The following is a 24,447-nucleotide window of genomic DNA, read 5'->3' as shown; positions in this document are numbered from 1 at the left end:
CATCGCTCACCGAACGACGTGAGCGAGACGAGATGACGCAGGCACAGCTCGCGCAGGGTACATCGCCCCTGCTCGCGGTTCGCGACGTCAGCGTCGTGTTCGGCGGCATCGTCGCGCTCAACGGCGTGTCTTTCGACATGCACAAGGGCCAGATCCTCGGCTTGATCGGCCCCAACGGCGCCGGCAAGACCACGCTGTTCAACTGCCTGTCGCGGCTGTATCAGCCGTCGTCCGGCGATATCCTGATGGACGGCGTGAGCATCCTGTCGCGGCCGCCGCACCGCATCGCCGAGATCGGCATCGGCCGCACCTTCCAGAACGTGGCGCTGTTCCCGAACCTGTCGGTGATGGACAACGTCCGCGTCGGCGCACATTCGAAGACCTCCAGCGACATCATCAGCGATTCCTTGCGGCTTGCCTGGGTCCGGCGCAGCGAGACCGGCATCAACAAGAAGGTGCACGAGATTCTCGCCTATCTCGGCCTCGAGGACGTCGCCCACACCGTCGTGTCCGGCCTGCCGTTCGGCACGCAGAAGCGGGTCGAGCTGGCGCGCGCGCTCGCGGCAGACCCGAAGATCCTGCTGCTCGACGAGCCCGCCGGCGGCCTCAACCACGAGGAAGTCTACGTGCTCGGAGCTCTCATCCGTCGCATTCGCGACGAGCGCCACATGACCGTGCTGCTGGTCGAGCACCATATGGGCCTCGTGATGTCGATCGCCGACCACGTCGTGGCGCTGAATTTCGGCAAGAAGCTCGCGGAGGGGACGCCCGCCCAGGTGCAGGCCGACCCCGACGTCATCAAGGCGTATCTCGGGAGCAAGGACCAATGACGACGCTGCTCAACGTCAAGGACCTGCGCGCCTATTACGGCCAGGTCCAGGCACTCCATGGCCTGTCGTTCTCACTCAACGAGGGCTCGCTGGTGACGCTGCTCGGTGCCAACGGCGCCGGCAAGACCACGACACTGCGCGCGATCTGCAACATGGTTCGATCGACCGGAGCGATCGAATTCGAAGGCAAGCCTCTGAACAACCGTTCGACCGAAAGCATCGTGCGGTTCGGCATTGCCCACGTGCCGCAGGGCCGCGGCACCTTCACCACCATGACGGTGGAGGAGAACCTGCAACTCGGCGCCATCACCCGCAAGGACAGCGCCGGCATCGTCTCCGACATCGAGCGCATGTACGCGCACTTCCCGGTGCTGAAGCAGCGGCACACCCAGGTGGCCGGCACACTCTCCGGCGGCGAGCAGCAGATGCTCGCGGTCGCCCGCGCCCTGATGCTGCGGCCACGGCTGATGCTGCTGGACGAGCCGTCTTTCGGGCTCGCGCCGCTGGTGGTGCGCGACCTGTTCGGCATCCTCGGCAAGATCAACCGCGAGGACAAGGTGTCGATCCTGGTGGTCGAGCAGAACGCCCAGCTCGCACTCGAGCTGGCCGACCAGGCCTATGTGATCGAGACCGGGCGCATCGTGATGTCGGGCAAGGCCAAGGACATCGCGAACAACGAAGAAATCCGCAAATCCTATCTGGGCTACTGAGGGAGCGGATGATGGCAACAATGTATCGTCGCGCTCAGTCCACCTCTCCCTTTGGGAGAGGTCGGCGCGCAGCGCCGGGTGAGGGGTTACGGTCTCAACTCGGAGCTGCGGCCCCTCACCCGGATTGCTTCGCAATCCGACCTCTCCCCTCCGGGGAGAGGTGGATCCTCGACCTCGCCGCATTTCAACCCAAAGCCGTCAGACTCTAGGAGCCGGGACAATGGAGCTGTTCACCAACCAGGTCCTGGCCGGCATCGCCACGGGCGCGATCTATGCCTGCATGGCGCTCGCCGTGGTCATGATCTACCAGGCCATCGACCATCTCAATTTCGCACAAGGCGAGATGGCGATGTTCTCGACCTTCATCTCCTGGCAGTTGATGCAGTGGGGCGTGCCCTATTGGGGCGCTTTCGTCCTTACGTTGGCTTTCGCGTTCGCAGGCGGCATCGTCATCGAGCGCGTCCTGTTCAAGCCGCTCGCCAAGGCACCGATCCTCACCAATGTCGCCGGTTTCATCGCGCTGTTCGCCATCATCAACTCCTCGGCCGGCCTGATCTGGGACTTTACGATCAAGCAGTATCCGACCCCGTTCGGCTCCGCGCCGTTCCTCGGCAGTCAGTTGATCTCGACCCACCAGGCCGGCATGATTGGTGTCACCCTGGTGCTTCTGCTCGCGCTCTACTTCTTCTTTCAGTACACGCGGATCGGGCTCGCGATGCGGGCTGCTGCCTCGTTGCCTGAATCGGCCCGGCTCGTCGGTATCAACACATCCTGGATGATTGCGCTCGGCTGGGGCATGGCGTCTGCCATCGGCGCGATTGCCGGCATGCTGATCGCGCCGGTCGTATTCCTGGAGCCCAACATGATGGTCGGCGTCCTGCTCTATGGCTTTGCCGCGGCGGTGCTGGGTGGCCTCACTTCGCCGCTCGGCGCTGTGGTCGGCGGCTTCCTGATGGGCATCTTCGAAAACCTCGTCGGCACCTACATTCCCGGCGTCGGCAACGAGCTGAAGCTCCCGATCGCGCTCGCGCTGATCATCTCCGTCCTGGTCGTCAAACCCGCCGGCCTGTTCGGCCGGCACATCGTCAAGCGAGTTTGATCATGAGCGCAGCAGAAGAAGTCGTCGCCGAAGGCCACGAGGCGGTCGAGGCGGTTCCGAAGCGGGCCATGACGCTGGGCACCGGCACCTCGCTGGTTGTGCTGGCGGCGCTCTTGATCGTTCCGGTGTTCGTCAAGAACTTCATCATCTTCCAGATGACGATGCTCCTGATCTACGGACTCGCGGTGCTGGCGCTGAACATCCTGACCGGCGGAAGCGGCCAGTTTTCGCTCGGCCAGAGCGCGTTCTACGCCGTCGGGGCCTATGTGTCGGCGGTGCTGATGGAGCATGCCAACGTCAATTACGCGCTGACCATTCCGATTTCCGCCGCGGTCTGCTTCGGATTCGGCTACCTGTTCGGCAAGCCGGCGCTGCGGCTGTCGGGGGTCTATCTCGCACTCGCGACCTTTGCGCTCGCGACCGCGATGCCGCAGCTGCTCAAGCTGAACTTCCTCGAGCACTGGACCGGCGGCGTGCAGGGCCTCGTCGTGACCAAGCCGGACGCGCCGTTTGGCCTGCCGATGTCGCAGGACATGTGGCTCTACTACTTCTCACTCGCCGTTGTGCTCGCGATCTACATCTTCTCGGTGAACCTGCTGCGCTCCCGCTCGGGGCGCGCCTTCATGGCGATCCGCGACAACGAGATCGCGGCTTCGGCCATGGGCGTCGACGTCGCGCTCTACAAGACGCTGGCCTTCGGCGTGTCCGCCGCCATCACCGGCGTTGCCGGCTCGCTCGGCGCCATCGCCGTGCAATTCGTGGCGCCGGACAGCTTCACGATCAACCTCGCAATCTCGCTGTTCCTCGGCATGGTCGTCGGCGGCGTCGGCTGGCTGCCCGGCTCGTTCGTCGGCGCGGCCTTCATCATCTTCGTGCCGAACATGGCGGAGAGCATCTCCAAGGGCCTCTCCGGCGCGGTGTTCGGCGTGCTGCTGTTCCTCGTCATCTACCTCGTGCCGCATGGCGCAAGGCAGGTCGCGATCCTGGGCCAGCAACTCGTCGGCAAGCTCAGGAAGAACTGAAGACCCGTTGAATTAACCAAGGAGACCGAATTGTATTCTGGAAGAACACTGCGAGCCGCCGCGCTGGTCACGGCAACGGCGGCCATCACTCTCACCTCCGGCGCTGCACTCGCCCAAAAGAAATACGACACCGGCGCGTCCGATACCGAGATCAAGATCGGCAACATCATGCCGTACAGCGGTCCGGCGTCGGCCTATGGCATCATCGGCAAGACCGAGGAAGCCTATTTCAAGATGATCAACGACAAGGGCGGCATCAACGGCCGCAAGATCAACTTCGTCACCTATGACGACGGCTATTCGCCGCCGAAGGCCGTCGAGCAGGTCCGCAAGCTGGTCGAAAGCGACGAGGTGCTGGTCGTTTTCAACCCGCTCGGCACGCCCTCGAACAGTGCGATCCAGAAATATCTCAACGCCAAGAAGATTCCGCAGCTCTTCGTCGCGACCGGCGCCACCAAGTGGAACGACCCCAAGAACTTCCCCTGGACCATGGGCTGGCAGCCCTCCTACCAGAGCGAAGCGCAGATCTACGCGAAATGGCTGATGAAGGAGAAGCCGGACGCCAAGATCGCGATCCTCTACCAGAACGACGATTTCGGCAAAGATTACCTCAAGGGCACCAAGGACGGCCTCGGCGCCAAGGCCTCGTCCATGATCGTCATGGAAGAGAGCTACGAGGTCTCCGAGCCCTCGATCGACGGCCACATCGTCAAGATCAAGGCCGCCAATCCCGACGTGCTGCTGATCTACACCACGCCGAAGTTCGCGGCCCAGACCATCAAGAAGACCGCCGAGCTCAGCTGGAAGCCGCTCCAGATCCTGACCAACGTGTCGATCTCGGTCGGCAGCGTGATGAAGCCGGCCGGCTTCGAGAATGCACAGGGCGTGCTCTCGGCCGCCTATGCCAAGGACTCCACGGATCCGCAATGGGCCAACGACCCCGGCATGAAGAAGTGGAACGAGTTCGTCGACAAGTACATGCCGGGCGCCGACAAGTCGGACACCAGCATGGTCTATGGCTATGGCGCGGCGTCGACGCTGGCCAAAGTGCTGGAGATGTGCGGTGACGATCTCACCCGCGCCAATATCATGAAGCAGGCCGCCTCATTGAAGGACTTTGCGCCGGATACGCTGCTGCCCGGCGTCAAGATCAACACCAGCGCCACCGACTTCGCTCCGATCGCGCAGCTGCAGATGATGCGCTTCAAGGGCGAGAAGTGGGAACTGTTCGGCGAGATCATCAGCGGCGACGTCGCCTCCGAGTGACGGTGACGCGATAATCGAGGACGATGAGCCCCCGCGGACAGCCGCGGGGGCTTTTTGTTGACGACGGGAGCCAATCTTGTTCAATGCGGTCGATCCATCCCGGGGCAGGAGAACAATGGCCGTCGTTCGTTCCCAGGTTGCGCTCCTCTGGGCCGCGCTCGCCTTGTGCACTGCAACGAGCAGCGGAGCACTGGCGCAGAAGAAATACGACAGCGGCGCGTCCGATGCCGAGATCAAGATCGGTAACATCATGCCCTATAGCGGGCCGGCCTCCGCCTATGGCGCGATCGGCAAGACCGAGGAAGCCTACTTCAACAAGATCAACGCCGAGGGCGGCATCAATGGCCGCAAGATCAAATTCATCTCCTATGACGACGCCTATTCGCCGCCGAAGACGGTCGAGCAGGCGCGCAAGCTGGTCGAGAGCGACGGGGTGCTGCTGATTTTCGGCTCGCTCGGCACCTCCACCAACAGCGCCATCCGCAAATACATGAACGAGAAGAAGGTGCCGCAATTGTTCGTGGCGAGCGGCGCATCGAAATGGAACGATCCCAGGCAATATCCCTGGACCATGGGCTGGCAGCCGAACTACGCGAGCGAGGCGCGCATCTACGCCAAATACCTTATGAAGGAGAAGCCGGACGGAAAGATCGGTGTGCTCTACCAGAACGACGATTTCGGCAAAGACTATCTGAACGGGCTGAAAGAGGGCCTCGGCGCCAAGGCCTCGATGATCGTGCTGGAAGAGCCCTACAGCACCTCGGAGCCGGCGATCGACGAGCACGTGGTCAAACTGAAAGCCTCCGGCGCTGACGTCTTCATCAGCATCACCACACCGAAATTCACGGCGCAGGGCATCAAGAAGGCGGCGGAGATCAACTGGCATCCGGTCCACATCATCTCGAACGTCTCGGCTTCGGTCGGCGGCGTGCTCGAACCGGCCGGGCTCGAGATCTCGCAAGGCGTCCTGTCGGCGAGCTACACCAAGGACGGCTCCGATCCGCAGTGGAATGCCGATGACGGCATGAAGAAATTCTACAATTTCCTCGCGCAATACGAGCCCAAGGCCAACAAGCTCGATGCCGGCGTCGTGTACGGCTATGCCGCCGCACAGACCATGGTGAAGGTGCTGCAGATGTGCGGCGACGATCTCACCCGCGAGAACGTCATGAAGCAGGCCGCCAGGCTGAAGGACTTCGCACCCGACACGCTGCTGCCCGGCATCAAGATCAACACCGCGCCCGACGATTTCGCCCCGATCGAGCAGCTCCAGATGATGCGTTTCAAGGGCAGGAAATGGGAGCTGTTCGGCGACATCATCTCGAGCGAGATGAGCCACTGAGTGCGGCCGCAGCGACGCAATTCAAGATAGCTCCTGTTCGACCGAACAACTTCAGAGCGGCCAAACAATGACACCGCCCTATCTCGCGCGCCGGAATATTCCGCAGCCTCGTTAAAAAAGAGCGTCTCGCCGTGCCAGCTCCGCCAGGGCGTTCTCCTTGCTGGCCGCTCGGGAAGGGTATTGAATGTGTGCCGGAGCGACGCGCAACGATCGCTCCCAACAAGAACAATCGACACATTCAATTCTGTCCAGGGAGATCAAAATGCCTGCAATGCATGTGCGATTGGGGGCCTTCTCGGCTGCCCTCGTGCTGGCTACCACCCTTTCCACGGCAGCGTCCGCGCAGAAGAAATATGACACCGGCGCTTCCGACACCGAAATCAAGATCGGCAACATCATGCCCTATAGCGGTCCCGCATCCGCCTACGGCGTGATCGGCAAGACCGAAGAGGCCTATTTCCGCAAGATCAACGCAGAAGGCGGCATCAACGGCCGCAAGGTCAACTTCGTCACCTATGACGACGCCTATTCGCCGCCGAAGACCGTGGAGCAGGCGCGCAAGCTGGTCGAGAGCGACGAGGTGCTGCTCGTCTTCAACTCGCTCGGCACGCCGCCGAACACCGCCATTCAGAAATACATGAATTCGAAGAAGGTGCCGCAGCTGTTCGTGGCCACCGGCGCCACGAAGTGGAACGATCCGCAGAACTTCCCGTGGACGATGGGCTGGCAACCCAACTACCAGAGCGAGTCGATCATCTACGCCAAGTACATCCTGAAGAACCATCCGAACGCCAAGATCGCCGTGCTCTACCAGAACGACGATTACGGCAAGGACTATCTGAAGGGCTTCAAGGACGGCCTGGGCGCCAAGGCCGCCTCGATGATCGTCATCGAGGACAGCTACGAAGTCTCCGAGCCGACCATCGACTCCCACATCGTGAAGATGAAGGCGACCGGCGCCGACGTGTTCTTCAACATCACGACGCCGAAATTCGCGGCACAGGCGATCAAGAAGAACGCCGAGATCGGCTGGAAGCCGCTGCACTTCCTCAACAACGTCTCGGGCTCGATCGGCAGCGTGATCAAGCCGGCCGGCTTCGAGAACGCGCAGGACATCATCTCGTCGCAATATTTCAAGGATCCGACCGACGCCCAGTGGAAGGACGACAAGGCGATGCTCGCCTGGAACGAATTCCTGGATAAGTACTATCCGGAAGCGAACCGCGCCGATGCCTCGGTGATGTACGGCTATATCGTCGCCCAAGGCCTCGTTCACGTGCTCAAGGCCTGCGGTGACAATCTGACCCGCGAAAACGTCATGAAGCAGGCCGCCAACATTAAGGACTTCGAGCCGGCTGGCCTGTTGCCGGGCGTCAAGGTCAACACCTCCGCCACCGATTTCGCGCCGCTCTCGCAGCTGCAACTGATCCGGTTCAAGGGCGAGCATTGGGAGCGGTTTGGCGAGGTCTTGAGCGGCGACGTCGGCGGCTGACCATTAACCAGTTGCTCAAGATGTAGCCAAATCGACTAAAGACGCAGCCCCTGCAGCCATGCCGCAGGGGCTTTTCCTTGAAGCGTTCGGGCAAATCGTATTGAATTGCGCTCGCGTCGCGAAGAAAAACCAGACAAGAAAAGGGACGCACACACAAAGAAAAAACAGGGAGATTGGAATGCCTGCTGTCACCGGCAAGATTGCGGCCGCATCATTGGCACTCGCGCTCATCGCGGCCTCGGCCTCAACCGCAACGGCCCAGAAGAAGTACGATACCGGTGCGACCGACACCGAGATCAAGATCGGCAACATCATGCCCTACAGCGGACCGGCCTCCGCCTACGGCATCATCGGTCGCACCGAAGCCGCCTATTTCAAGAAGATCAACGACGAGGGCGGCATCAACGGCCGCAAGATCAATTTCGTCTCCTACGACGACGCCTACTCGCCGCCGAAGACGGTGGAGCAGGCGCGCAAGCTGGTCGAGAGCGACGAGGTGCTGCTCGTCTTCAACTCGCTCGGCACGCCGCCGAACACGGCGATTCAGAAATACATGAACTCGAAGAAGGTGCCGCAGCTGTTCGTCGCCACCGGCGCCACCAAGTGGAACGATCCGCAGAACTTCCCGTGGACGATGGGCTGGCAGCCCAACTACCAGAGCGAGACGCAGATCTACGCGAAATACATCCTCAAGGCCATGCCGAACGCCAAGATCGGCGTCCTCTACCAGAACGACGATTACGGCAAGGATTACCTGAAGGGCCTGAAGGACGGCCTGGGCGCCAAGGCCGCGAGCATGATCGTGCTGGAGGAAAGCTACGAGACGTCGGAGCCGACCATCGACAATCACATCGTCAAGTTGAAAGCCACCGGCGCCGACGTCTTCATCAACATCACCACGCCGAAATTCGCGGCGCAGGCGATCAAGAAAATCTCCGAAATCGGCTGGAAGCCGACCCACTTCCTCAACAACGTCTCGGCCTCGGTCGGCAGCGTGATCAAGCCCGCCGGCTTTGAGAATTCGCAGGACATCATCTCGGCCGCCTATCTGAAGGACGTCTCCGATCCGCAGTGGAAGGACGACGCCGGCATGAAGGCGTTCCTGGACTTCATGACGAAGTACTTCCCCGAGGGCGACAAGCTCGACGGCGGCACCATCGTCGGCTACGGCGTCGCGCAGACGCTGGTCGAGGTGCTGAAGAAGTGCGGCGACAATCTCACGCGCGAGAACGTCATGAAGCAGGCGGCGAGCCTGAAGGACTTCCGCACCGAGGTGCTGCTGCCCGGCATCAAGATCAATACCGGGCCGAACGACTTCGCACCGATCAGCTCGCTGCAGCTGATGAAGTTCAAGGGCGACAAATGGGACCTGTTCGGCGAGGTGATCAGCGCCGACGCCGGCGGCTAGCGGCCGCAAAATCCGGACAACGAGCCCCCTGCGCCGATCGCGCAGGGGGCTTTTGCTTTGTGCGGCAATTACGATCACGCGATTGCACAATCGAATGACGGCGAAGGCCGCTTACGCTTTGGCGCACGATGCGGTAGGCAGATGGCGGCGACCTCCTCGCCGTCACTCCAGTCTGCGCAAGGCCATTGTCCATGACCGACCGTCGTCCCCTGCTCCGCGCGCTCTACGAGGCCGCCGTTGCTGCCGCCCATCCGGGCGTGGTGCTGGCCCCCCGTTTGCGGCCTGCGCCCACGGGGCGCGTGATCTGCCTCGCCGCGGGCAAGGGCGCCGGCGCGATGGCGGCGGCCGCGGAGCGGCATTATCTCGACGCGCTGGGATTGGCGCCGGAGCGGCTCGTCGGCATCGCCACCACGCGCCACGGCTACGGCGTGCCGACGCGCCGCATTCGCGTGGTCGAGGCCGGTCATCCCGTGCCGGATGAGGCTGGCTTGAAGGGCGCGGCCGACACGCTCGCCCTCGCGGCCGAGGCTGGGCCGGACGATCTCTTGCTGGTGCTGCTGACCGGGGGCGGCTCGGCCAACTGGATCGCGCCGGTGGACGGTATCAGCTTCGCGCAGAAGCAGGCCGTCAACAAGGCGCTGCTGCGCTCGGGCGCGCCGATCGGCGAGATGAACGTCGTGCGCAAGCACCTGTCGCGGATCAAGGGCGGTCGTCTCGCCCGCGCCGGCAGCAACGCCGCGGAGATCGTGACGCTTGCGATCTCCGACGTGCCGCATGACGACCCGTCCGCGATCGCCTCCGGCCCCACCGTGCCCGATCCGACCACGCTGGCCGACGCACGCGCGATCGTGGCGAAATACAGGCTCGACATCGACGATGCGGTGCGCCGCGCGCTCGACGATCCCGCCAATGAAAGTGCCAAGCCCGATGACGCCGCCTTTGCGCGCGCCTCGTTCGAGCTGATCGCGCGGCCCAGGCAATCGCTGGACGCCGCGGTGAAGCTCGCACGCGAGGCCGGTTACGAGACCATCGATCTCGGCGCCGATCTCGAAGGCGAGGCGCGCGAGGTCGCCGCCGATCACGCCAAGCTGGCGCTTGCCGCCCGCACGCAGGGCAAGCGCGTCGCGATCCTGTCCGGCGGCGAGCTCACGGTCACCGTGCGCGGCAATGGCCGCGGCGGACCGAACCAGGAATACGCGCTGGCGCTGGCCTCGCTCTTGAAGGACACGTCCGGCATCGCGGCGCTGGCCGGCGACACCGACGGCGCCGACGGCGGCGCCGGCCACCCGACCGATCCCGCCGGCGCGATGATCGATGCTGCGACCTTCGCGAAGATGAAGGCGCTTGGGCTCGAGCCGCAGGCCTATCTCGACAATAACGACGCGACCGCGTTCTTCGAGGCGACCGGCGACCTGCTGCAACCGGGCCCGACGCTGACCAACGTGAACGACATCCGGGTGATCTTGGTGGATTGAGGCTAGCCTTGTCCGATGCCATCGCGGGCGCGGATTGCAGCACGCTGGCAATGACGGAACGTATGAGCGCGGCTTACCGCTTGCCGCCGACGTGCTCCAGCAGCGCGAGCAGGCCCCTCAGCAGGTCCGTCGGCGACGGCGGGCAGCCCTTGATGTGCAGGTCCACGGGAATGGTCTCGGACACGGCGCCGGCGCAGGCGTAGCTGCCGCGGAAGATACCGCCATCGATCGCGCAATTGCCGGCGGCGACGACCCATTTCGGATCGGGCGTCGCGTTGTAGGTTCGCTCCAGCGCCTGTCGCATGTTCTTCGTCACCGGGCCCGTGACCAGCAGCACATCGGCATGCCGCGGCGAGGCGACGAAGCGCAGGCCGAAACGTTCGATGTCGTAGAAGGCGTTGGACAGCGCGTGGATCTCCAGCTCGCAGCCGTTGCAGGACCCGGCATCGACCTCACGTATCGCAAGAGAGCGCCCAAGCCGGGCCTTGGCCGCGCGGTCGACCTTCGTTGCAAGCTCCGCCAGCGCCGCCTCGTCCGGCGCCGGCGCGGGCTCCGTCAGCGAGCCGTGGGTGAGGCTTTCGATCAGGATCCTGCGCATGGCTCAGAGGTCCGCGCCCGAATAGGAGCAATTGAACGACTTATTGCAGAGCGGAAAGTCGGCGATGATGTTGCCCTCGATCGCAGTTTCCAGCAGCGGCCACTGGAACCAGGAGGCGTCGCGCAGGTGGCAGCGTTCGACGCGCAACTCACCATCGAGCCGCAGCCACACCAGAACGTCGCCACGGAAAGCTTCCGTCAACGCCAGGCCTTCACATGCGCCGCGCCCCGCCGGCAGCGTGCTCCTGATCTCGCCCGGCACCATCAGGTCGAGGATCTGCGCGATCAGCCCGACGCTCTGCTCGACCTCGCGGATGCGAATCCAGATCCGTGCGTTGACATCGCCGGCTTCCAGCACCGGCACCTCGAACGACAAGTGATCGTAGGGCGCGTAAGCCAGGTTACGTCGTGCATCGAAATTGCGGCCGGAGGCGCGGCCGACATAGCCGCCGGCGCCGAACTGCCGCGCATATTCCGCCTTCACGATCCCCGTGGTGACGGTACGGTCCTGCAGGGATGCGGTGTTGTCGTAAAGCTCGATCAGGCGCGGGAACACCTTCTCGATTTCAGCCAGCAGCGTTCGCAACGCCGGGATACCGTCCGGCGCGATGTCGCGCGCCACGCCACCGGGCACGACGGCGTCCATCATCAGGCGATGGCCGAACGCGGCATCCGCAGCGCGCAGGGTCCGCTCGCGCAAAATGCCGGTCTGGGCGTGCATCAGCGCGAAGGACGCATCGTTGCAGATCGCGCCGATGTCGCCGAAATGATTGGCGAGCCGCTCCAATTCCGCCATCAGCGCCCGCAAATAATTCGCGCGCCGCGGCACCTCGATGTCGAGCGCGACTTCCGCCGCGCGGGCAAAGGCGAAAGCGTAGGCCACCGCGCTGTCACCGGAGGTGCGGTTGGCGAGCCTTGCCGCGGCCTCCAGGTCAGCGCCCTGCATCAGCTGTTCGATACCCTTGTGGGTGTAGCCGAGCCACTGCTCCAGCCGAACCACATGCTCGCCATTGGCGGTGAAGCGGAAATGGCCGGGCTCGATGATCCCGGCATGGACGGGGCCGACCGCCACCTGATGCAATGCCTCGCCCTCGGCCGGAAGGAACTGGTACGGCTGCACGTGGCGCGCTGCGTTGCTGCCCGAGAGCGGATAGGATTTGCCCCAAGCGCCATGATCGAGCCATGGCCGCAGATCTGGCCGCAGATCGTCGGCCGCGGCGGTCGGAACAAGCCCAAACAGATCGTGAATGGTCCGCTCGAGCCGAAGCGCCGGCGGATGACGGCCGGCGACACCTGGAAACGTGCCGGCGGCACACGCGTAGGTGACGACCGCAATCTCGGCCGAGCCTGCCTCCAGCATCGCCATGTGCACCGCGGTCGGCTCGCCCCAGAAGCCGAGCAACGTGAGGCTGCCTTCGACCAGCCGATCGATCGCGACCTGCCAACCCGCCTCCGTCACGAGTGCGCGCGGCCAGGGTCGGTGCGAGGACACCGCATGGACATGGGGGATGCCGTCGAGGATGCCCATCGCCTACCCCAGCAGCTTCGCGACGTTCTGGAAGCCGGTGACCAGCCCCGGCGGCAGATAGATGCCGGCCATCAGAACCAATCCGAGATGCGTGAACATCGGCACGTAGGAGGCTTCCGCGGGCGCGGTCTTGCCTTTCGGCTCGCCGAACATCACCGGGCCGATCCGCAAGAAAAGCCCGCCGAGCGCGATGATGATGCCGAGCACCAGGATCACCGTCAGCCAGGGCGCACGGGCGAAAGTCGAGCTCACCACGAGAAACTCGCTCATGAAGATGCCGAGCGGCGGCAGCCCGACGATGGCGATGACGCCGAGCATCAATCCCCAGCCGAGCACCGGATTGGTCACCGTAAGTCCGCCGATGTCGGCGATCTTCTGTGTGCCCTTGACCTGCGCGATATGGCCGACCGCGAAGAAGATCGCCGACTTGGTCAGGGAATGCATGGTCATGTGGAGGAGGCCGGCAAAATTCGCGAGCGGCCCGCCCATGCCGAAGGCGAAGACGATGATGCCCATATGCTCGATCGAGGAGTAGGCGAACATCCGCTTGATGTCGCGGCGGCGGTAGAGCATCAGCGAAGCGAAGATCACCGAGATCAGGCCCATCGTCACCATCAACGGCCCCGGCGCGATCGCCGCGGTGTTGACCGCCAGCATCATCTTGAAGCGCAGCAGCGCATAGAGCGCGACATTGAGCAACAGACCGGACAGCACCGCCGAGATCGGCGTCGGGCCCTCGGCATGCGCATCCGGCAGCCAGGCGTGCAGCGGCGCCAGCCCGACCTTGGTGCCGTAGCCGAGCAGCAGGAAGACGAAGGCGACGTTGAGCAGCGCCGGGTCGAACTCTGCCGCGTGCTTCACCAGCACCGTCCACACCATGCCGTCGAGCCCTTCGCCGACCACGGGGCGCGCCGCCATATAGACCAGGATGGTGCCGAACAGCGCGAGCGCAATGCCGACGCTACCGAGGATGAAATATTTCCAGGCCGCCTCCAGCGCCTCATGGGTGCGGTAGATGCCGACCATCAGCACGGTCGTCAGCGTCGCCACCTCGACCGCGACCCACATCAGCCCGATATTGTTGGCGAGGAGCGCGAGGTTCATCGCGAACATCAGCGTCTGATACATCGCGTGATAGAAGCGCAGGAACGTCGGCGTCAGGCGTCCAATCTCGATCTCGTGCTGGATGTAGCTCGCGCTGAACACCGACGTGGTGAAGCTGACGAAGGTGGTCAATACGATGAAGACCTTGTTGAGGTCGTCCACCAGCAGATACTGCCCCGACACCGGCTCGACCACGAACAGCGACAGCGAGGTCAGGAAGGTGGCGAGTGCCGCCACGACGTTGAGCTTCGCCGTCTGTCCATAGCCCGGCAAAATCGCCAGCAGCGCCGCCGAGACGGCCGGGATCACGAGAATGGCGCTGAGGACGTCGATGCTCATCGCCGCTCTCCGCGGAAACGATCGAGCGCCTGCATGTCTACGCTGTCAAAGCGCTCGCGGATGCGGAACAGGAAGATGCCGATCACGATGAAGGCGATCAGCACCGAGAAGGCGACGCTGATTTCGACCACCAGCGGCATGCCCTTGGCGCCGGTTGCCGCCAGCACCAGCCCGTTCTCCAGCGACATGAAGCCGACCACCTGGCTCACCGCGTTGCGCCGCGTCACCATGATCAGCAGCCCCAGCAGCACCACCGACAGCGCGAAGGCGAGATCCTCGCGCGCGAGCGCGTCCGCGCCCGGCGTCACCCGCAGCATCACCACCATCGACAGTGCGACGAGGCCGATGCCGGCCATCATGGTCAGCCCGATCCCGATCACGTTCTCGATCTCGCGGTGGATACCGAGCCGCTTGATGATCCGGTGCAGCGCCACCGGGATGACGACGGCCTTGAACAGCAGCGCGATCAGCGCCGTGACATAGAGATGCGGCGCCTGCTGCACATATGCCTGCCAGGCCACCGACAGCGCGAGCACGCCGGCATGCAGCGCATAGACGTTGAGCAGCGCGTAGAGCCGGTCCTGATAGAGCATCATGAAGCTCGCCAGCACGAGGGAGCCGGCGAGCAGGTGGGCAATGTCGAATTGCAGGCTGCTCATCCGTCAGAGGCTCCCCGACACAAAGCGCAACAGGGTGGCGAGCAGCGCCAGCATCAGCGCCGCGCCCAGGAACTCGGGAATCCGGAACACGCGCATCTTGGCGATCGAGGTCTCGAACACTGCGAGCAGGAAGCCGAGAACCGTCAGCTTGCCGAGATAGAGCAGCGCGCCGAAGGCGAACCTGTCGACGCTCGCGTCCGCGGTCGCCATCCCCCATGGCACGAACACGCAGGCGATCAGCGAGACATAGAGCAGGAGCTTGAGCTGCGACGACAGGTCGATCAGCGCGAGATGCCGACCCGAATATTCCAGCACCATGGCCTCGTGCACCATGGTGAGCTCGAGATGGGTTGCGGGGTTGTCGACCGGGATACGGGCGTTCTCCGCCAGCGCCATGATGGTCAGCGCCACGAACGCCATGCCCAGCGACACGCGCAAGCCGACCGCGTCCGAGCCCATGAACTCGGCCACGTTGGCGAGCTGTGTCGAGCCGGCGATCATCGCAACCGAGAATACCGTGATCAGCATCGCGGGCTCGGCGAGGGAGGCGATCATGACCTCGCGGCTGGAGCCGATACCGCCGAAGGCGGTGCCGACATCCATGCCGGCGAGCGCCTGGAAGAAACGGGCGCTGCCGAGCAGCGCAATGATGGCGATGAGGTCGGCGGTCCAGGAGAACAACAGACCATTGCCGAAGGTCGGCACCAGGGATGCAGCGACCCAGGTGCCCGAGAAGATCAGATAGGGAATGACGCGGAACAGCCATGACGCATTGTCGGCCAGCACGACATCCTTGCGCATCAGGCGAACGAGGTCGCGATAGGGCTGGAGCAGCGGCGGCCCGCGCCGGCGCAGCAGCCGCGCCTTCACCTTGCGCACGAAACCCGTCAGCAGCGGCGCCAGCCCCAGCACCAGCGACATCTGGGCGCCCTGCGAGAGAATGTCGCCCAGCGCGTTCATAGTGCCACCACCAACAGCAGCACGATCAGCGCCACGAAGACCAGCGTCAGGTAGCGGCGGATGGTGAAGAACTGGAGGATATTGATGCGCTCCGTCGCAAAGCCGACGACCATCGCAATCGGCGCGTACAGCCCATCCCAGATCAGATCGTGCAGCTCGACCCGGAGCCGCGCAGGACGCGGCGAGGACGGCGGCGGCATCTCGCCGATCTCGCGCGCGGCGAAGATGACGCTGCCGAACACGCGGCGGATCGGCTGCGAGAAGCTGGACGCCGAGTACTGGATCGCCGGGTTCGGATCGGGATAGCCGCAATCCCAGGCGGGTGCACGGCGCAGGCGATCGGAAGCGAGACGGTGAATGGCTGATGCCGCCGCCGTGCCGCAGAGTGCTGCGAACACGAACACCAGAAGGCCGTTATAGGAGCTGCGGCTTTCTGCAATCGGCACGATGGTGAGCCACTGCAATCCGACCTGATGCGGCATGATGTTGCCGACCATAGCCTTGCTCACGGGCGCCAGCGCGTCGATGAACAGCCCGGGCAGGATGCCGGCAATGAGGCAGAGGGCGGCGAGCGCGAGCATCGCGGTGAGCGAGAAGCGGTCGGTCTCGAGCGCTGATGCCGCGACATCCGAACGCGGCCGGCCGAGGAAACTGATGCCATAGAGCTTGACGAAGCAGGCTGCAGCGAAGGCGGCCGCGAGCGCGAGCAGGCCGCCGACCGCCGGAATCGCCAGCTTGAGGCCCCAGGACGGCAATTGCGGTGAGAGCAGGATCGCCTGGAAGGTCAGCCATTCCGAAACGAAGCCGTTGAACGGTGGCAATGCCGAGATCGCGACGCAGCCGATCAGCATCGCGAACGCCGTCTTCGGCATGCGATGGATGAGCCCGCCGAGCTTCTCCATGTCGCGCTCGCCGGTTGCTCCCAGCACCGCGCCGGCGCCGAAGAACAACAAGCTCTTGAACAGCGCATGATTGAGGACATGCAGCATCGCCGCGGTGAAAGCCAGCGCCGCCACCCAGCCGAGCCCTTCCGCCTTGAAAGCCAGCGCCAGCCCGAGGCCGGTGAAGATGATGCCGATGTTCTCAATGGTTGAATAGGCCAGCACACGCTTGATATCGCGCTGCATCAGCGCGTAGAGCACGCCCAGCGTCGCCGTCGGACCGCCGACCAGCAACACCACCATGCTCCACCACCACGCCGGTTCGGGCAGAAGATCGAAGACGATGCGCACGAAGCCGTAGACGGCGACCTTGGTCATGACGCCGCTCATGAGGCCGGAGACGTGGCTGGGTGCGGCGGGATGGGCGAGCGGCAGCCAGGCGTGCAGCGGTACCAGGCCAGCCTTGGAGCCGGCCCCCAGCAGCGCGAGGATCACCACCATGCCGGCCACTGCAGCGGAAGGATGCGAGGCTCGGATCGCATCGAAACTGTAACCGGCGCCGCTCGCGAGCAGGCCGAAAGCCAGCAGCAGAGTCAGCGTGCCGAAGCTTGCCATCAAGAGATAGACATAACCAGCGCGGACGTTTTCGGCTTCCCGGTGATGCGAGACCACCATCACCCAGGAGGTCAGCGACATGAATTCCCAAGCGACCAGGAAGCTGAAGGCATCGTTTGCCAGCACGACGACGTTCATCCCGGCGAGATAGGCAGGATAGAACGGCAGCACGCGGCCGGGGGAGTCTTCGTGCCTGGAGTAGCCGAGCGCGAACAGGCTCGCAGCGGCGCCGCCGAGATTGACGACGACAAGGAAGAAGGCGGACAGCGCATCGAGCCGGAAATGGGCACCGAGCCAGGGCAGGCCGATCGGCAGCGTCGCGCTCGGCGACAGATGAGCAAAAAAGAGCAGATCTGACAGCGCCGTGACGCAGAGCGTCGATGTGGCGATCAGGCAGCCGCCATAGAGGATGATCGAGCCGCGCGGGCGCGCCGACAGCACGACTCCCGCAGGCGCCAGCACCAGCAGAGCCGCCACTGATAAGAGCGCCACGGCGATCATGACCGCTCCTGGATCATGATGTGCGCGCGCGTCATCACGATTGGCCGCCTGCGCTCGGGGGTGGAGGCTTCAGCCGCACACCGCGTCCACCGGTGCTCGACACTGCCCCCTCGGCGATCAGCTCGATGCCGGCGACCGACAGCGCCTCGACCAGCTTCACCAGCGAATCGACATTGCCGCGGATCACCCCTTCGGAGGCCTCCATGCGCTGGATCGTCGGCAACGACAGCGAGCAGCGCTGCGCGAGCTCGCGCTGGTCGATTCTGAGCAGAGCACGGGCGGCTCGAAGCTGCGCGGCGGTGATCACGGGGCACAATGTCCGTGGCAGTTACAGCGCTTGATTTACCAAGCTTATGGCGTGCAAAATGACGTTTCAAGCGTCATCTTCTAGGTGCGACGCATCATTCGGGCGACGTGCTTGGAGCCCACGCCCTCCGGGCGCGTGTGGGCGCGCTTACCCTCCAGCCGAGGATCAGAGTCAAAACTCGTTGGCGATCTTCGCGAGCATCCCGAGCAGGGCTTCGCGGTTGGCCTGGCCGAGCAGATCGTTCAGCCGGGCCTCGTGCTTGGTGGCGACGAGCTTCTTCGCGCGCGCCAGCACGGCCTTGCCCTTGTCGGTCAAGACCAGGATGTGCGAGCGGCGGTCGTTGGTGGAGCGGATCCGCGCGCAGAGGTCGCGGCTCTCCAGATTGTCGAGCATGGCCACGAAGTTCGGCCTGAGGATGCCGAGCGTGGAGGCGATCTCGGTCTGGTTACGGCCGGGGTTCTTCTCGACCAGCAGCAGCACCGAGAACTGCGCCGGCGTCAGCTGGAGCGAGGCCATGCAGCGCAGGAAATTCTCGAACACCTTGAGCTGTGCCCGTTTCAGGACATAGCCCAGCTGCTCGGACAGCTCGCCGAGCTGGAGGGCTTCCGCCTGCGGCTCGCTTGCGTCCTTGCGGCCCTTGGCCGCGTCGGCAGGCTTTTCGGAGGACTTTTCAGCGGTTTTGGAAACGGTCATCGCCTCGTGCTCGTAATCCCGCTAAATTCCGGGACGGGTCGCCCCCACCCTTGAAGTTATATTTGATAATTGTTATGGACCATACCAAATATCGCATGCGTTTTTCAATGGCTGTGAGCGGACCGTCCACCGCAATCGGGAGGACGGGTCCGGATTAGGGGGAGCGTCCGGTCTTGAATACCACCATCATGCTGTTCCTGGTGCAGGACGGCATCACCAATGGCGCGATCTACGCGCTGCTCGGCCTGGCGCTGGTGCTGGTGTTCGCCGTCACCCGCGTCATCCTCATTCCCCAGGGCGAATTCGTCACCTATGGCGCGCTGACCTATGCCTCGCTGGCCGCCGGCCAGATGCCGGGCACGGCAAAGCTGGCCCTGGCGCTCGGCATCGGCGCCTTCGCCTTCGACCTGTTCGAGGCGCGCAAGGCGCTGCATGGGCGGCTGATCGTCCGCAGCTTCATCGCCAACGTCGTGCTGCCGGCGATCGTGCTGGCGCTGACCCTGTCCCTCGCCGCGCAGAAGCCGCCGGTCGCGGTCTGCATCGTGCTGTCGCTCGTGATCGTGGCGATGATCGGCCTCTATCTCTACCGCATCGCGTTCCAGCCGCTGGCGCACACCTCGGTGCTGGTGCTGCTGATCGCCTCCGTCGGCGTCCACCTCGCGCTGCAGGGCCTCGGCCTGCTGTTCTTCGGCGCCGAGGGCCAGCGCGGCCCTGCCGTGCTGTCCGGCGCCTTCACCGCCGGCGCGCTGCGCTTCACCGGCCAGAGCATCACCGTCTATGCCATCACCATCGCCTTCATCGTCGCGCTCTGGCTGTTCTTCGGCCTGACGCTCTATGGCAAGGCGCTGCGCGCGACCGCGGTCAACCGGCTCGGGGCGCGGCTCGCGGGCATCCGCACCACGCTGTCGGGCCAGATCGCCTTCCTGCTGGCCTCGGTGATCGGCGCAATCTCCGGCATCCTGATCGTGCCGATCACGACGCTGTATTATGACTCCGGCTTCCTGATCGGGCTGAAGGGCTTCGTCGCCGCGATCATCGGCGGCCTCGTCAGCTATCCCCTCACCGCCGTCGCGGCGCTGGTGGTCGGCACCGTCGAGGCGTTCTCGTCCTTCTATGCCTCCAACTACAAGGAGGTGATCGTCTTCATGCTGCTGATCCCCGTGCTGCTGCTGCGCTCGCTCGCCGCGCCCGCGGTCGAGGAAGAGAAGGACTGAGCCCGATGCAGAGCCGGCTTCCCATCCTCTTCTTCGCGATTCTCATGGCGGCGATCCCGTTCATCCCGGGCGTGCCCCCGTTCTGGATCGTGCTGCTCGACAATATCGGCCTTGCGGCCCTGGTCGCGATGGGCCTCGTGCTGCTGACCGGCGTCGGCGGCCTCACCTCGTTCGGCCAGGCGGCCTTCGTCGGCTTCGGCGCCTATACCACCGCGGTGCTGTCGACGGCCTACGGCCTCTCGCCCTGGCTGACGCTGCCGCTGTCGCTTGTGGTCAGCGGCTCGCTCGCGGTGCTGCTCGGGCTGATCACCGTGCGCCTCTCGGGGCATTATCTGCCGCTCGGCACGCTCGCCTGGGGGCTTGGGCTGTTCTACCTGTTCAGCAAGCTGGAGTTTCTCGGACGCAACGACGGCATCTCGGCAATCCCGCCGCTGTCGATCGGCACGTTCAAGATGCTCTCGCCCGGCTCGATCTATTACGCGATCTGGGTCGCCGTGATCCTCTCGGCCCTGCTGACGATGAACCTCCTGGACTCCCGCACCGGCCGCGCCATCCGCGCGCTGCGCCGCGGCCATGTCGCGGCAGAGGCGTTCGGCGTCCACACGCCGCGCGCAAAGCTCCTGGTGTTCATCCATGCCGCGGTGCTCGCCGGCCTCTCCGGCTGGCTCTACGCCCATCTGCAGCGCGCGGTGAACCCGACGCCGTTCGGCGCGCATATGGGCATCGAATATCTCTTCATCGCCGTGGTCGGCGGCGCAGGCTATGTCTGGGGCGGCGTCCTGGGCGCGGCGATCGTCGTGGTGCTGAAAGAGGTGCTGCAGAGTTATCTGCCGCTGATCCTGCCCGGCTCCGGCCAGGTCGAGACCATCGTGTTCGGCATCATGCTGGTGGCGCTGCTGCAGCTTGCGCCCGGCGGCCTCTGGCCCTGGCTGATGTCGTTTTTTCCCGAGCGCACCGATGGCAAGAAGCCGGACACCTCGCTGAAGCTGGCGCATCGCGCCCGCGCGCCGGCCGAGGACGGCGTCCTGCTTCAGGTCGAGAAGGCGCGCAAACAGTTCGGCGGCGTGGTCGCCGTGAACAACGTCTCGTTCGACGTCCAGGCCCGCGAGATCGTCGCGCTGATCGGCCCGAACGGCGCCGGCAAGAGCACGACCTTCAACCTGATCACCGGCGTGCTGTCGGCGACCTCGGGCTCGATCTCGGTGCTCGGCCGGAAAGTCGACAACGCACCGCCGCAGGAGATCGTCAAGCTCGGGATCAGCAGGACCTTCCAGCACGTCAAGCTCGTCCCCGACATGACCGTGCTGGAGAACGTCGCGATCGGCGCGCATCTGCGCGGCCATTCCGGACCCGTTTCCTCGATGCTGCGGCTCGACCGCGCTGACGAGGCCAAGCTGCTCGCCGAGGCCGCGCGCCAGATCGAGCGCGTCGGCCTCACCGAGCAGATGCACCAGCTGGCCGGCTCGCTCTCGCTCGGCCAGCAGCGCATCGTCGAGATCGCCCGCGCGCTCTGCGTCGATCCGATGCTGCTGCTGCTCGACGAGCCGGCTGCGGGCCTGCGCCACATGGAAAAGCAGCGGCTCGCCGCGCTGCTCCGCGAGCTGCGCGACGGCGGCATGAGCGTGCTGCTGGTCGAGCACGACATGGGCTTCGTGATGAATCTCGCCGACCGCATCGTGGTGCTCGATTTCGGCACCAAGATCGCGGAGGGCACGCCGGCGACGATCAAGACCAATCCCGAAGTGATCAAGGCCTATCTCGGAGTGGCGGCATGAGCACGCTGTTGTCCGTCACCGACGCGCATGTCGCCTATGGCAAGGTCGAGGCGGTGCGTTCGGTCTCTCTCGAGGTCGGCACCAACGAGATCGTCACCATCGTCGGCGCCAACGGTGCCGGCAAGACCACGCTGCTTTCGGCCATCATGGGCATCCTGCCGCTGAAGGGCCGCGTCGCCTTTGCCGGGCAGGATCTCGCCAGGTTCGACATCGAGGACCGCGTCGCGATGGGGCTCGGTCTCGTTCCCGAGCACCGCGAATTGTTCGTGACCATGAATGTCGAGGATAATCTGGAGCTCGGCGCGTTCCGGATCGAGCGCAGCAAGGCGAAGGCCTCGATCGAGCGGGTCTATGCGCTGTTTCCGCGGCTGAAGGAGCGTCGCAAGCAGCTTGCCGGCACGCTCTCCGGCGGCGAGCAGCAGATGCTCGCGATGGGCCGCGCGCTGATGGGCGAGCCGAAGCTCCTGATGCTGGACGAGCCGAGCCTGGGCCTTGCCCCGATCATCGTCGCCGACATCTTCCGCATCGTCACCGAGCTCCGCGCCGCCGGCGTCTCGGTGCTGCTGGTCGAGCAGAACGCGCAAGCCGCGCTGAAGATCGCGGACCAGGCCTATGTCATGGAGCTCGGCGAGTTCGTGCTCAGCGGCAAGGCCAGCGACATCGCCGCCAACGAGCGGGTGGCGGCAAGCTATCTCGGCTTCCAGCACGAAGGCGCGAGTGTGATTTGATCTTTCTTACCCTCCCCTGGAGGGGGAGGGTCGGCTCACATGGAGCGCAGCGAAATGTGAGACGGGGTGGGGTGACGGTCTCTCCACATCCGACACTGCCCGCGTTGAGAGATCACCCCACCCCGCTCGCGCTTCGCGCGATCGACCCTCCCCCTCCAGGGGAGGGTAAGAGGGACCGCGGCTTACGGAGCTTCACCCGTCCCCTTCTCCCCCTTCAACGCCGCAACCTCCGCTTCAAGCTCCGCGATCCGCTGATCCCGCGCCGCGAGCGCGGCCGCGACATCGCCCGCGTCGAACTTCTGCGGAATGTGCTGCGGGCAATTGGTGTCCCAGGCTGCGATCTTGAACAGGATCACCTGCTCGGGCCGGGCCCGATAACCTTTCGGCATCAGCGAAGTCGTCAGCGCCTCGTCGTCCTCGACCACGCGCGCTTCGCCCCAGATCTTCACCCTCCGGCGATGGGCGTAGTCCATGACGAAGATGTAGGCCTTGGGGTTCTCGGACAGGTTGCCCTGGGTAATGTATTGCCGGTTGCCCGCGTAATCCGTGAAAGCCAGCGTCTGCTTGTCCAGCACCTTCAAGAACCCCTTCGGGCCGCCGCGGTGCTGGATGTAGGGCTGCCCATCGGCCGAGGCCGTCGCAAAATAGAAACTGTTGGCGTCAGCCAGGAATGCCGCAAGGTTCTCGTCGACCTCAGTGCGCCATCCCCGCTGCTCGGCATGGGCATAGCCCTCGCGCGATCCCTTGCGGGTCTGGATCGATTTCACCGCCGGCGAGAAGGCGACGTCGCTGGCATAGGTATGTACGGCAGTCATCGGAACATCTCCTGAAATTCCGGCGCATCTCTGCGTCTTCGCCGCCTAAGGTGGACCTTCCGGCGCTTAAAGCAATCTGCTCGCTTGACACTTCATCATTGCAATATATGCAATAATACCATGGACCGCCTGGAAGCCATGCACGTCTTCATCACGGTCGCCGATCTCAGCGGCTTTGCGCCGGCCGCGCGAAAACTGCGGCTGTCGCCGTCGGCGGTGACGCGGATGATCGCGGCGCTGGAGGAGCATCTCGGGGCGCGGCTGCTGCAGCGGACCACACGGCAGGTGACGCTGACGGACGTCGGCACGCGCTATCTGGAGCGCGCGCGGCGCATCCTCGCCGATGTCGAGGAGGCCGATGGCTCGGCGCGGGAGGAGCGCAACCGGCCGAGCGGGCGCCTCGTCGTGTCCGCCCCGGTCGGCTTCGGCCGGCTGCATGTCGGGCCGGTCATGACCGCCTATCTCAAGCGCTATCCCGAGGTCACGGCCGAACTCCGGCTGTCGGACCATCTCGTCAACCTCGTCGAGGACGCCGTCGACGCCGCGGTGCGGATCGGCCATCTCGCCGATTCCTCGCTTGTCGCACGCCAGGTCGGCGAGATGCGGCGGATCGTGGTGGCCGCGCCCGCTTATCTCAAGCGTCATGGCGAGCCGAAGACGCCGGAAGCGCTCGCCACGCACCAGACCATCCAGTTCGGCCCCTGGTCCGAATGGCGCTTCCTGCGCGACGGCCGCGAGTTCGGGCTGCCGCTGTCCCCCCGCTTCATCAGCAACAGCGCCGACGCGGCCCTGCAATATGCCGAGGCCGGCGGCGGCGTGACGCGGGTGCTGGCCTATCAGGCCGCCGAGGGCCTGAAGCGCGGACGCCTCAGAATCGTGCTGGCGAAATACGAGCAGCCGGCGCTGCCGATCCACATCGTCTACCCAACCTCGCGCCTGCTCTCGGCCAAGGTGCGCGCGTTCGTCGATCTCGTGGTGGAGACGGCGGAGTGGAGGTTTGGGTGAAGTCTCGTGTCCCGCACGCGCCGCGTCCGGAGCAGGGCAGTCTGGATTGCTTCGCTACGCTCGCAATGACGGAGCAAGGGGC

22 protein-coding genes are annotated in these 24,447 nt (G+C 64.6%); 13 read left to right on the top strand and 9 right to left on the bottom strand.

Annotation, left to right across the window (positions count from 1 at the left end; translation table 11 throughout):
* Positions 1–32 precede the first annotated feature (32 nt).
* The 9 genes from BDOA9_RS10630 (at position 33) to BDOA9_RS10590 (ending at position 10,644) form a co-directional block, all read left to right on the top strand.
* Complete coding sequence (locus tag BDOA9_RS10630; protein WP_025033920.1) at positions 33–830, top strand: ABC transporter ATP-binding protein; 798 nt, start codon at positions 33–35, stop codon at positions 828–830.
* Complete coding sequence (locus BDOA9_RS10625; protein WP_025033919.1) at positions 827–1,540, top strand: ABC transporter ATP-binding protein; 714 nt, start codon at positions 827–829, stop codon at positions 1,538–1,540. Before BDOA9_RS10630 ends, BDOA9_RS10625 begins: the two co-directional genes overlap by 4 nt.
* Positions 1,541–1,760: 220 nt before the next feature.
* Positions 1,761–2,639, top strand: coding sequence for a branched-chain amino acid ABC transporter permease (locus tag BDOA9_RS10620; protein ID WP_025033918.1), 879 nt, complete (start codon positions 1,761–1,763; stop codon positions 2,637–2,639).
* A 2-nt stretch (positions 2,640–2,641) separates the two neighbouring features.
* Positions 2,642–3,661: a branched-chain amino acid ABC transporter permease gene (locus tag BDOA9_RS10615; RefSeq protein WP_025033917.1), complete on the top strand. Its 1,020-nt coding sequence runs from the start codon at positions 2,642–2,644 to the stop codon at positions 3,659–3,661.
* Between the two features lie 30 nt (positions 3,662–3,691).
* A complete protein-coding gene (locus tag BDOA9_RS10610; protein WP_025033916.1) occupies positions 3,692–4,927 on the top strand; it encodes an ABC transporter substrate-binding protein in 1,236 nt (411 codons plus the stop codon).
* A 115-nt stretch (positions 4,928–5,042) separates the two neighbouring features.
* Positions 5,043–6,269: an ABC transporter substrate-binding protein gene (locus BDOA9_RS10605; protein ID WP_025033915.1), complete on the top strand. Its 1,227-nt coding sequence runs from the start codon at positions 5,043–5,045 to the stop codon at positions 6,267–6,269.
* A gap of 262 nt (positions 6,270–6,531) precedes the next feature.
* Complete coding sequence (locus BDOA9_RS10600) at positions 6,532–7,761, top strand: ABC transporter substrate-binding protein (RefSeq protein ID WP_025033914.1); 1,230 nt, start codon at positions 6,532–6,534, stop codon at positions 7,759–7,761.
* Between the two features lie 178 nt (positions 7,762–7,939).
* On the top strand, positions 7,940–9,169 hold the full coding sequence (locus tag BDOA9_RS10595) for an ABC transporter substrate-binding protein (protein WP_025033913.1): 1,230 nt from the start codon (positions 7,940–7,942) through the stop codon (positions 9,167–9,169).
* A 191-nt stretch (positions 9,170–9,360) separates the two neighbouring features.
* The gene (locus BDOA9_RS10590) at positions 9,361–10,644 is read left to right on the top strand and encodes a glycerate kinase type-2 family protein (protein WP_025033912.1); all 1,284 of its coding nucleotides are present in this window, start codon (positions 9,361–9,363) and stop codon (positions 10,642–10,644) included.
* 73 nt (positions 10,645–10,717) lie between these two features.
* On the opposite strand, the gene BDOA9_RS10585 is transcribed toward BDOA9_RS10590, so the two are convergent.
* From BDOA9_RS10585 to BDOA9_RS10550, 8 genes are all read right to left on the bottom strand, one after another.
* Positions 10,718–11,242, bottom strand: a complete 525-nt coding sequence (locus BDOA9_RS10585; RefSeq protein ID WP_025033911.1) for an NADH-quinone oxidoreductase subunit B family protein — start codon at positions 11,240–11,242, stop codon at positions 10,718–10,720.
* Between the two features lie 3 nt (positions 11,243–11,245).
* Positions 11,246–12,769 carry a hydrogenase large subunit gene (locus BDOA9_RS10580; protein WP_025033910.1) on the bottom strand — a complete coding sequence of 508 codons (1,524 nt, stop codon included), beginning with the start codon at positions 12,767–12,769 and terminating at the stop codon, positions 11,246–11,248.
* Between the two features lie 3 nt (positions 12,770–12,772).
* Positions 12,773–14,212, bottom strand: coding sequence for a hydrogenase 4 subunit F (locus BDOA9_RS10575; protein WP_025033909.1), 1,440 nt, complete (start codon positions 14,210–14,212; stop codon positions 12,773–12,775).
* Positions 14,209–14,871 carry a hydrogenase-4 component E gene (locus tag BDOA9_RS10570; RefSeq protein WP_025033908.1) on the bottom strand — a complete coding sequence of 221 codons (663 nt, stop codon included), beginning with the start codon at positions 14,869–14,871 and terminating at the stop codon, positions 14,209–14,211. The genes BDOA9_RS10575 and BDOA9_RS10570 overlap by 4 nt, the downstream gene beginning before the upstream one ends.
* A 3-nt stretch (positions 14,872–14,874) precedes the next feature.
* Positions 14,875–15,831: a respiratory chain complex I subunit 1 family protein gene (locus BDOA9_RS10565; RefSeq protein ID WP_042335944.1), complete on the bottom strand. Its 957-nt coding sequence runs from the start codon at positions 15,829–15,831 to the stop codon at positions 14,875–14,877.
* Positions 15,828–17,828: a hydrogenase 4 subunit B gene (gene hyfB / locus BDOA9_RS10560; RefSeq protein ID WP_042335942.1), complete on the bottom strand. Its 2,001-nt coding sequence runs from the start codon at positions 17,826–17,828 to the stop codon at positions 15,828–15,830. The genes BDOA9_RS10565 and hyfB overlap by 4 nt, the downstream gene beginning before the upstream one ends.
* Before the next feature lie 34 nt (positions 17,829–17,862).
* Entirely contained in the window at positions 17,863–18,135 is a 273-nt protein-coding gene (locus tag BDOA9_RS10555) for a helix-turn-helix domain-containing protein (protein WP_025033907.1), read from the bottom strand.
* A gap of 171 nt (positions 18,136–18,306) precedes the next feature.
* Complete coding sequence (locus tag BDOA9_RS10550; RefSeq protein ID WP_025033906.1) at positions 18,307–18,828, bottom strand: MarR family winged helix-turn-helix transcriptional regulator; 522 nt, start codon at positions 18,826–18,828, stop codon at positions 18,307–18,309.
* A gap of 173 nt (positions 18,829–19,001) precedes the next feature.
* On the opposite strand from BDOA9_RS10550, the gene BDOA9_RS10545 reads away from it, so the two are divergent.
* Genes BDOA9_RS10545 through BDOA9_RS10535 form a run of 3 tightly spaced genes read left to right on the top strand, consistent with a single transcriptional unit; the run spans position 19,002 to position 22,545 of the window.
* Complete coding sequence (locus BDOA9_RS10545; RefSeq protein WP_025033905.1) at positions 19,002–20,042, top strand: branched-chain amino acid ABC transporter permease; 1,041 nt, start codon at positions 19,002–19,004, stop codon at positions 20,040–20,042.
* A 5-nt stretch (positions 20,043–20,047) separates the two neighbouring features.
* The gene (locus tag BDOA9_RS10540; protein ID WP_025033904.1) at positions 20,048–21,817 is read left to right on the top strand and encodes a branched-chain amino acid ABC transporter ATP-binding protein/permease; all 1,770 of its coding nucleotides are present in this window, start codon (positions 20,048–20,050) and stop codon (positions 21,815–21,817) included.
* Positions 21,814–22,545: an ABC transporter ATP-binding protein gene (locus BDOA9_RS10535; RefSeq protein ID WP_025033903.1), complete on the top strand. Its 732-nt coding sequence runs from the start codon at positions 21,814–21,816 to the stop codon at positions 22,543–22,545. The genes BDOA9_RS10540 and BDOA9_RS10535 overlap by 4 nt, the downstream gene beginning before the upstream one ends.
* Positions 22,546–22,727: 182 nt before the next feature.
* On the opposite strand, the gene BDOA9_RS10530 is transcribed toward BDOA9_RS10535, so the two are convergent.
* Complete coding sequence (locus BDOA9_RS10530; protein ID WP_025033902.1) at positions 22,728–23,360, bottom strand: pyridoxamine 5'-phosphate oxidase family protein; 633 nt, start codon at positions 23,358–23,360, stop codon at positions 22,728–22,730.
* A 120-nt stretch (positions 23,361–23,480) separates the two neighbouring features.
* Here BDOA9_RS10530 and BDOA9_RS10525 point away from each other — a divergent pair, with 120 nt between their 5' ends.
* Complete coding sequence (locus BDOA9_RS10525) at positions 23,481–24,365, top strand: LysR family transcriptional regulator (RefSeq protein WP_025033901.1); 885 nt, start codon at positions 23,481–23,483, stop codon at positions 24,363–24,365.
* The last annotated feature ends 82 nt before the right edge of the window (positions 24,366–24,447 follow it).

Source organism: Bradyrhizobium sp. DOA9, from assembly GCF_000617845.2.
In the GTDB taxonomy this organism is placed as follows: Bacteria; Pseudomonadota; Alphaproteobacteria; order Rhizobiales; family Xanthobacteraceae; genus Bradyrhizobium.
Note: the sequence above shows the minus strand (reverse complement) of the source record. Positions and strands in the feature narration are given on the sequence as shown.

Excerpts from the sequence above, each read along its gene's own strand:
- BDOA9_RS10550 (WP_025033906.1), bottom strand. The coding sequence starts at position 18,828 with ATGACCGTTTCCAAAACCGCTGAAAAGTCCTCCGAAAAGCCTGCCGAC.
- BDOA9_RS10570 (WP_025033908.1), bottom strand. The coding sequence starts at position 14,871 with ATGAGCAGCCTGCAATTCGACATTGCCCACCTGCTCGCCGGCTCCCTC.
- BDOA9_RS10540 (WP_025033904.1), top strand. The coding sequence starts at position 20,048 with ATGCAGAGCCGGCTTCCCATCCTCTTCTTCGCGATTCTCATGGCGGCG.
- BDOA9_RS10535 (WP_025033903.1), top strand. The coding sequence starts at position 21,814 with ATGAGCACGCTGTTGTCCGTCACCGACGCGCATGTCGCCTATGGCAAG.
- BDOA9_RS10575 (WP_025033909.1), bottom strand. The coding sequence starts at position 14,212 with ATGAGCATCGACGTCCTCAGCGCCATTCTCGTGATCCCGGCCGTCTCG.
- hyfB (WP_042335942.1), bottom strand. The coding sequence starts at position 17,828 with ATGATCGCCGTGGCGCTCTTATCAGTGGCGGCTCTGCTGGTGCTGGCG.
- BDOA9_RS10525 (WP_025033901.1), top strand. The coding sequence starts at position 23,481 with ATGGACCGCCTGGAAGCCATGCACGTCTTCATCACGGTCGCCGATCTC.
- BDOA9_RS10580 (WP_025033910.1), bottom strand. The coding sequence starts at position 12,769 with ATGGGCATCCTCGACGGCATCCCCCATGTCCATGCGGTGTCCTCGCAC.
- BDOA9_RS10585 (WP_025033911.1), bottom strand. The coding sequence starts at position 11,242 with ATGCGCAGGATCCTGATCGAAAGCCTCACCCACGGCTCGCTGACGGAG.
- BDOA9_RS10625 (WP_025033919.1), top strand. The coding sequence starts at position 827 with ATGACGACGCTGCTCAACGTCAAGGACCTGCGCGCCTATTACGGCCAG.
- BDOA9_RS10595 (WP_025033913.1), top strand. The coding sequence starts at position 7,940 with ATGCCTGCTGTCACCGGCAAGATTGCGGCCGCATCATTGGCACTCGCG.
- BDOA9_RS10565 (WP_042335944.1), bottom strand. The coding sequence starts at position 15,831 with ATGAACGCGCTGGGCGACATTCTCTCGCAGGGCGCCCAGATGTCGCTG.
- BDOA9_RS10530 (WP_025033902.1), bottom strand. The coding sequence starts at position 23,360 with ATGACTGCCGTACATACCTATGCCAGCGACGTCGCCTTCTCGCCGGCG.
- BDOA9_RS10605 (WP_025033915.1), top strand. The coding sequence starts at position 5,043 with ATGGCCGTCGTTCGTTCCCAGGTTGCGCTCCTCTGGGCCGCGCTCGCC.
- BDOA9_RS10590 (WP_025033912.1), top strand. The coding sequence starts at position 9,361 with ATGACCGACCGTCGTCCCCTGCTCCGCGCGCTCTACGAGGCCGCCGTT.
- BDOA9_RS10615 (WP_025033917.1), top strand. The coding sequence starts at position 2,642 with ATGAGCGCAGCAGAAGAAGTCGTCGCCGAAGGCCACGAGGCGGTCGAG.
- BDOA9_RS10600 (WP_025033914.1), top strand. The coding sequence starts at position 6,532 with ATGCCTGCAATGCATGTGCGATTGGGGGCCTTCTCGGCTGCCCTCGTG.
- BDOA9_RS10620 (WP_025033918.1), top strand. The coding sequence starts at position 1,761 with ATGGAGCTGTTCACCAACCAGGTCCTGGCCGGCATCGCCACGGGCGCG.
- BDOA9_RS10630 (WP_025033920.1), top strand. The coding sequence starts at position 33 with ATGACGCAGGCACAGCTCGCGCAGGGTACATCGCCCCTGCTCGCGGTT.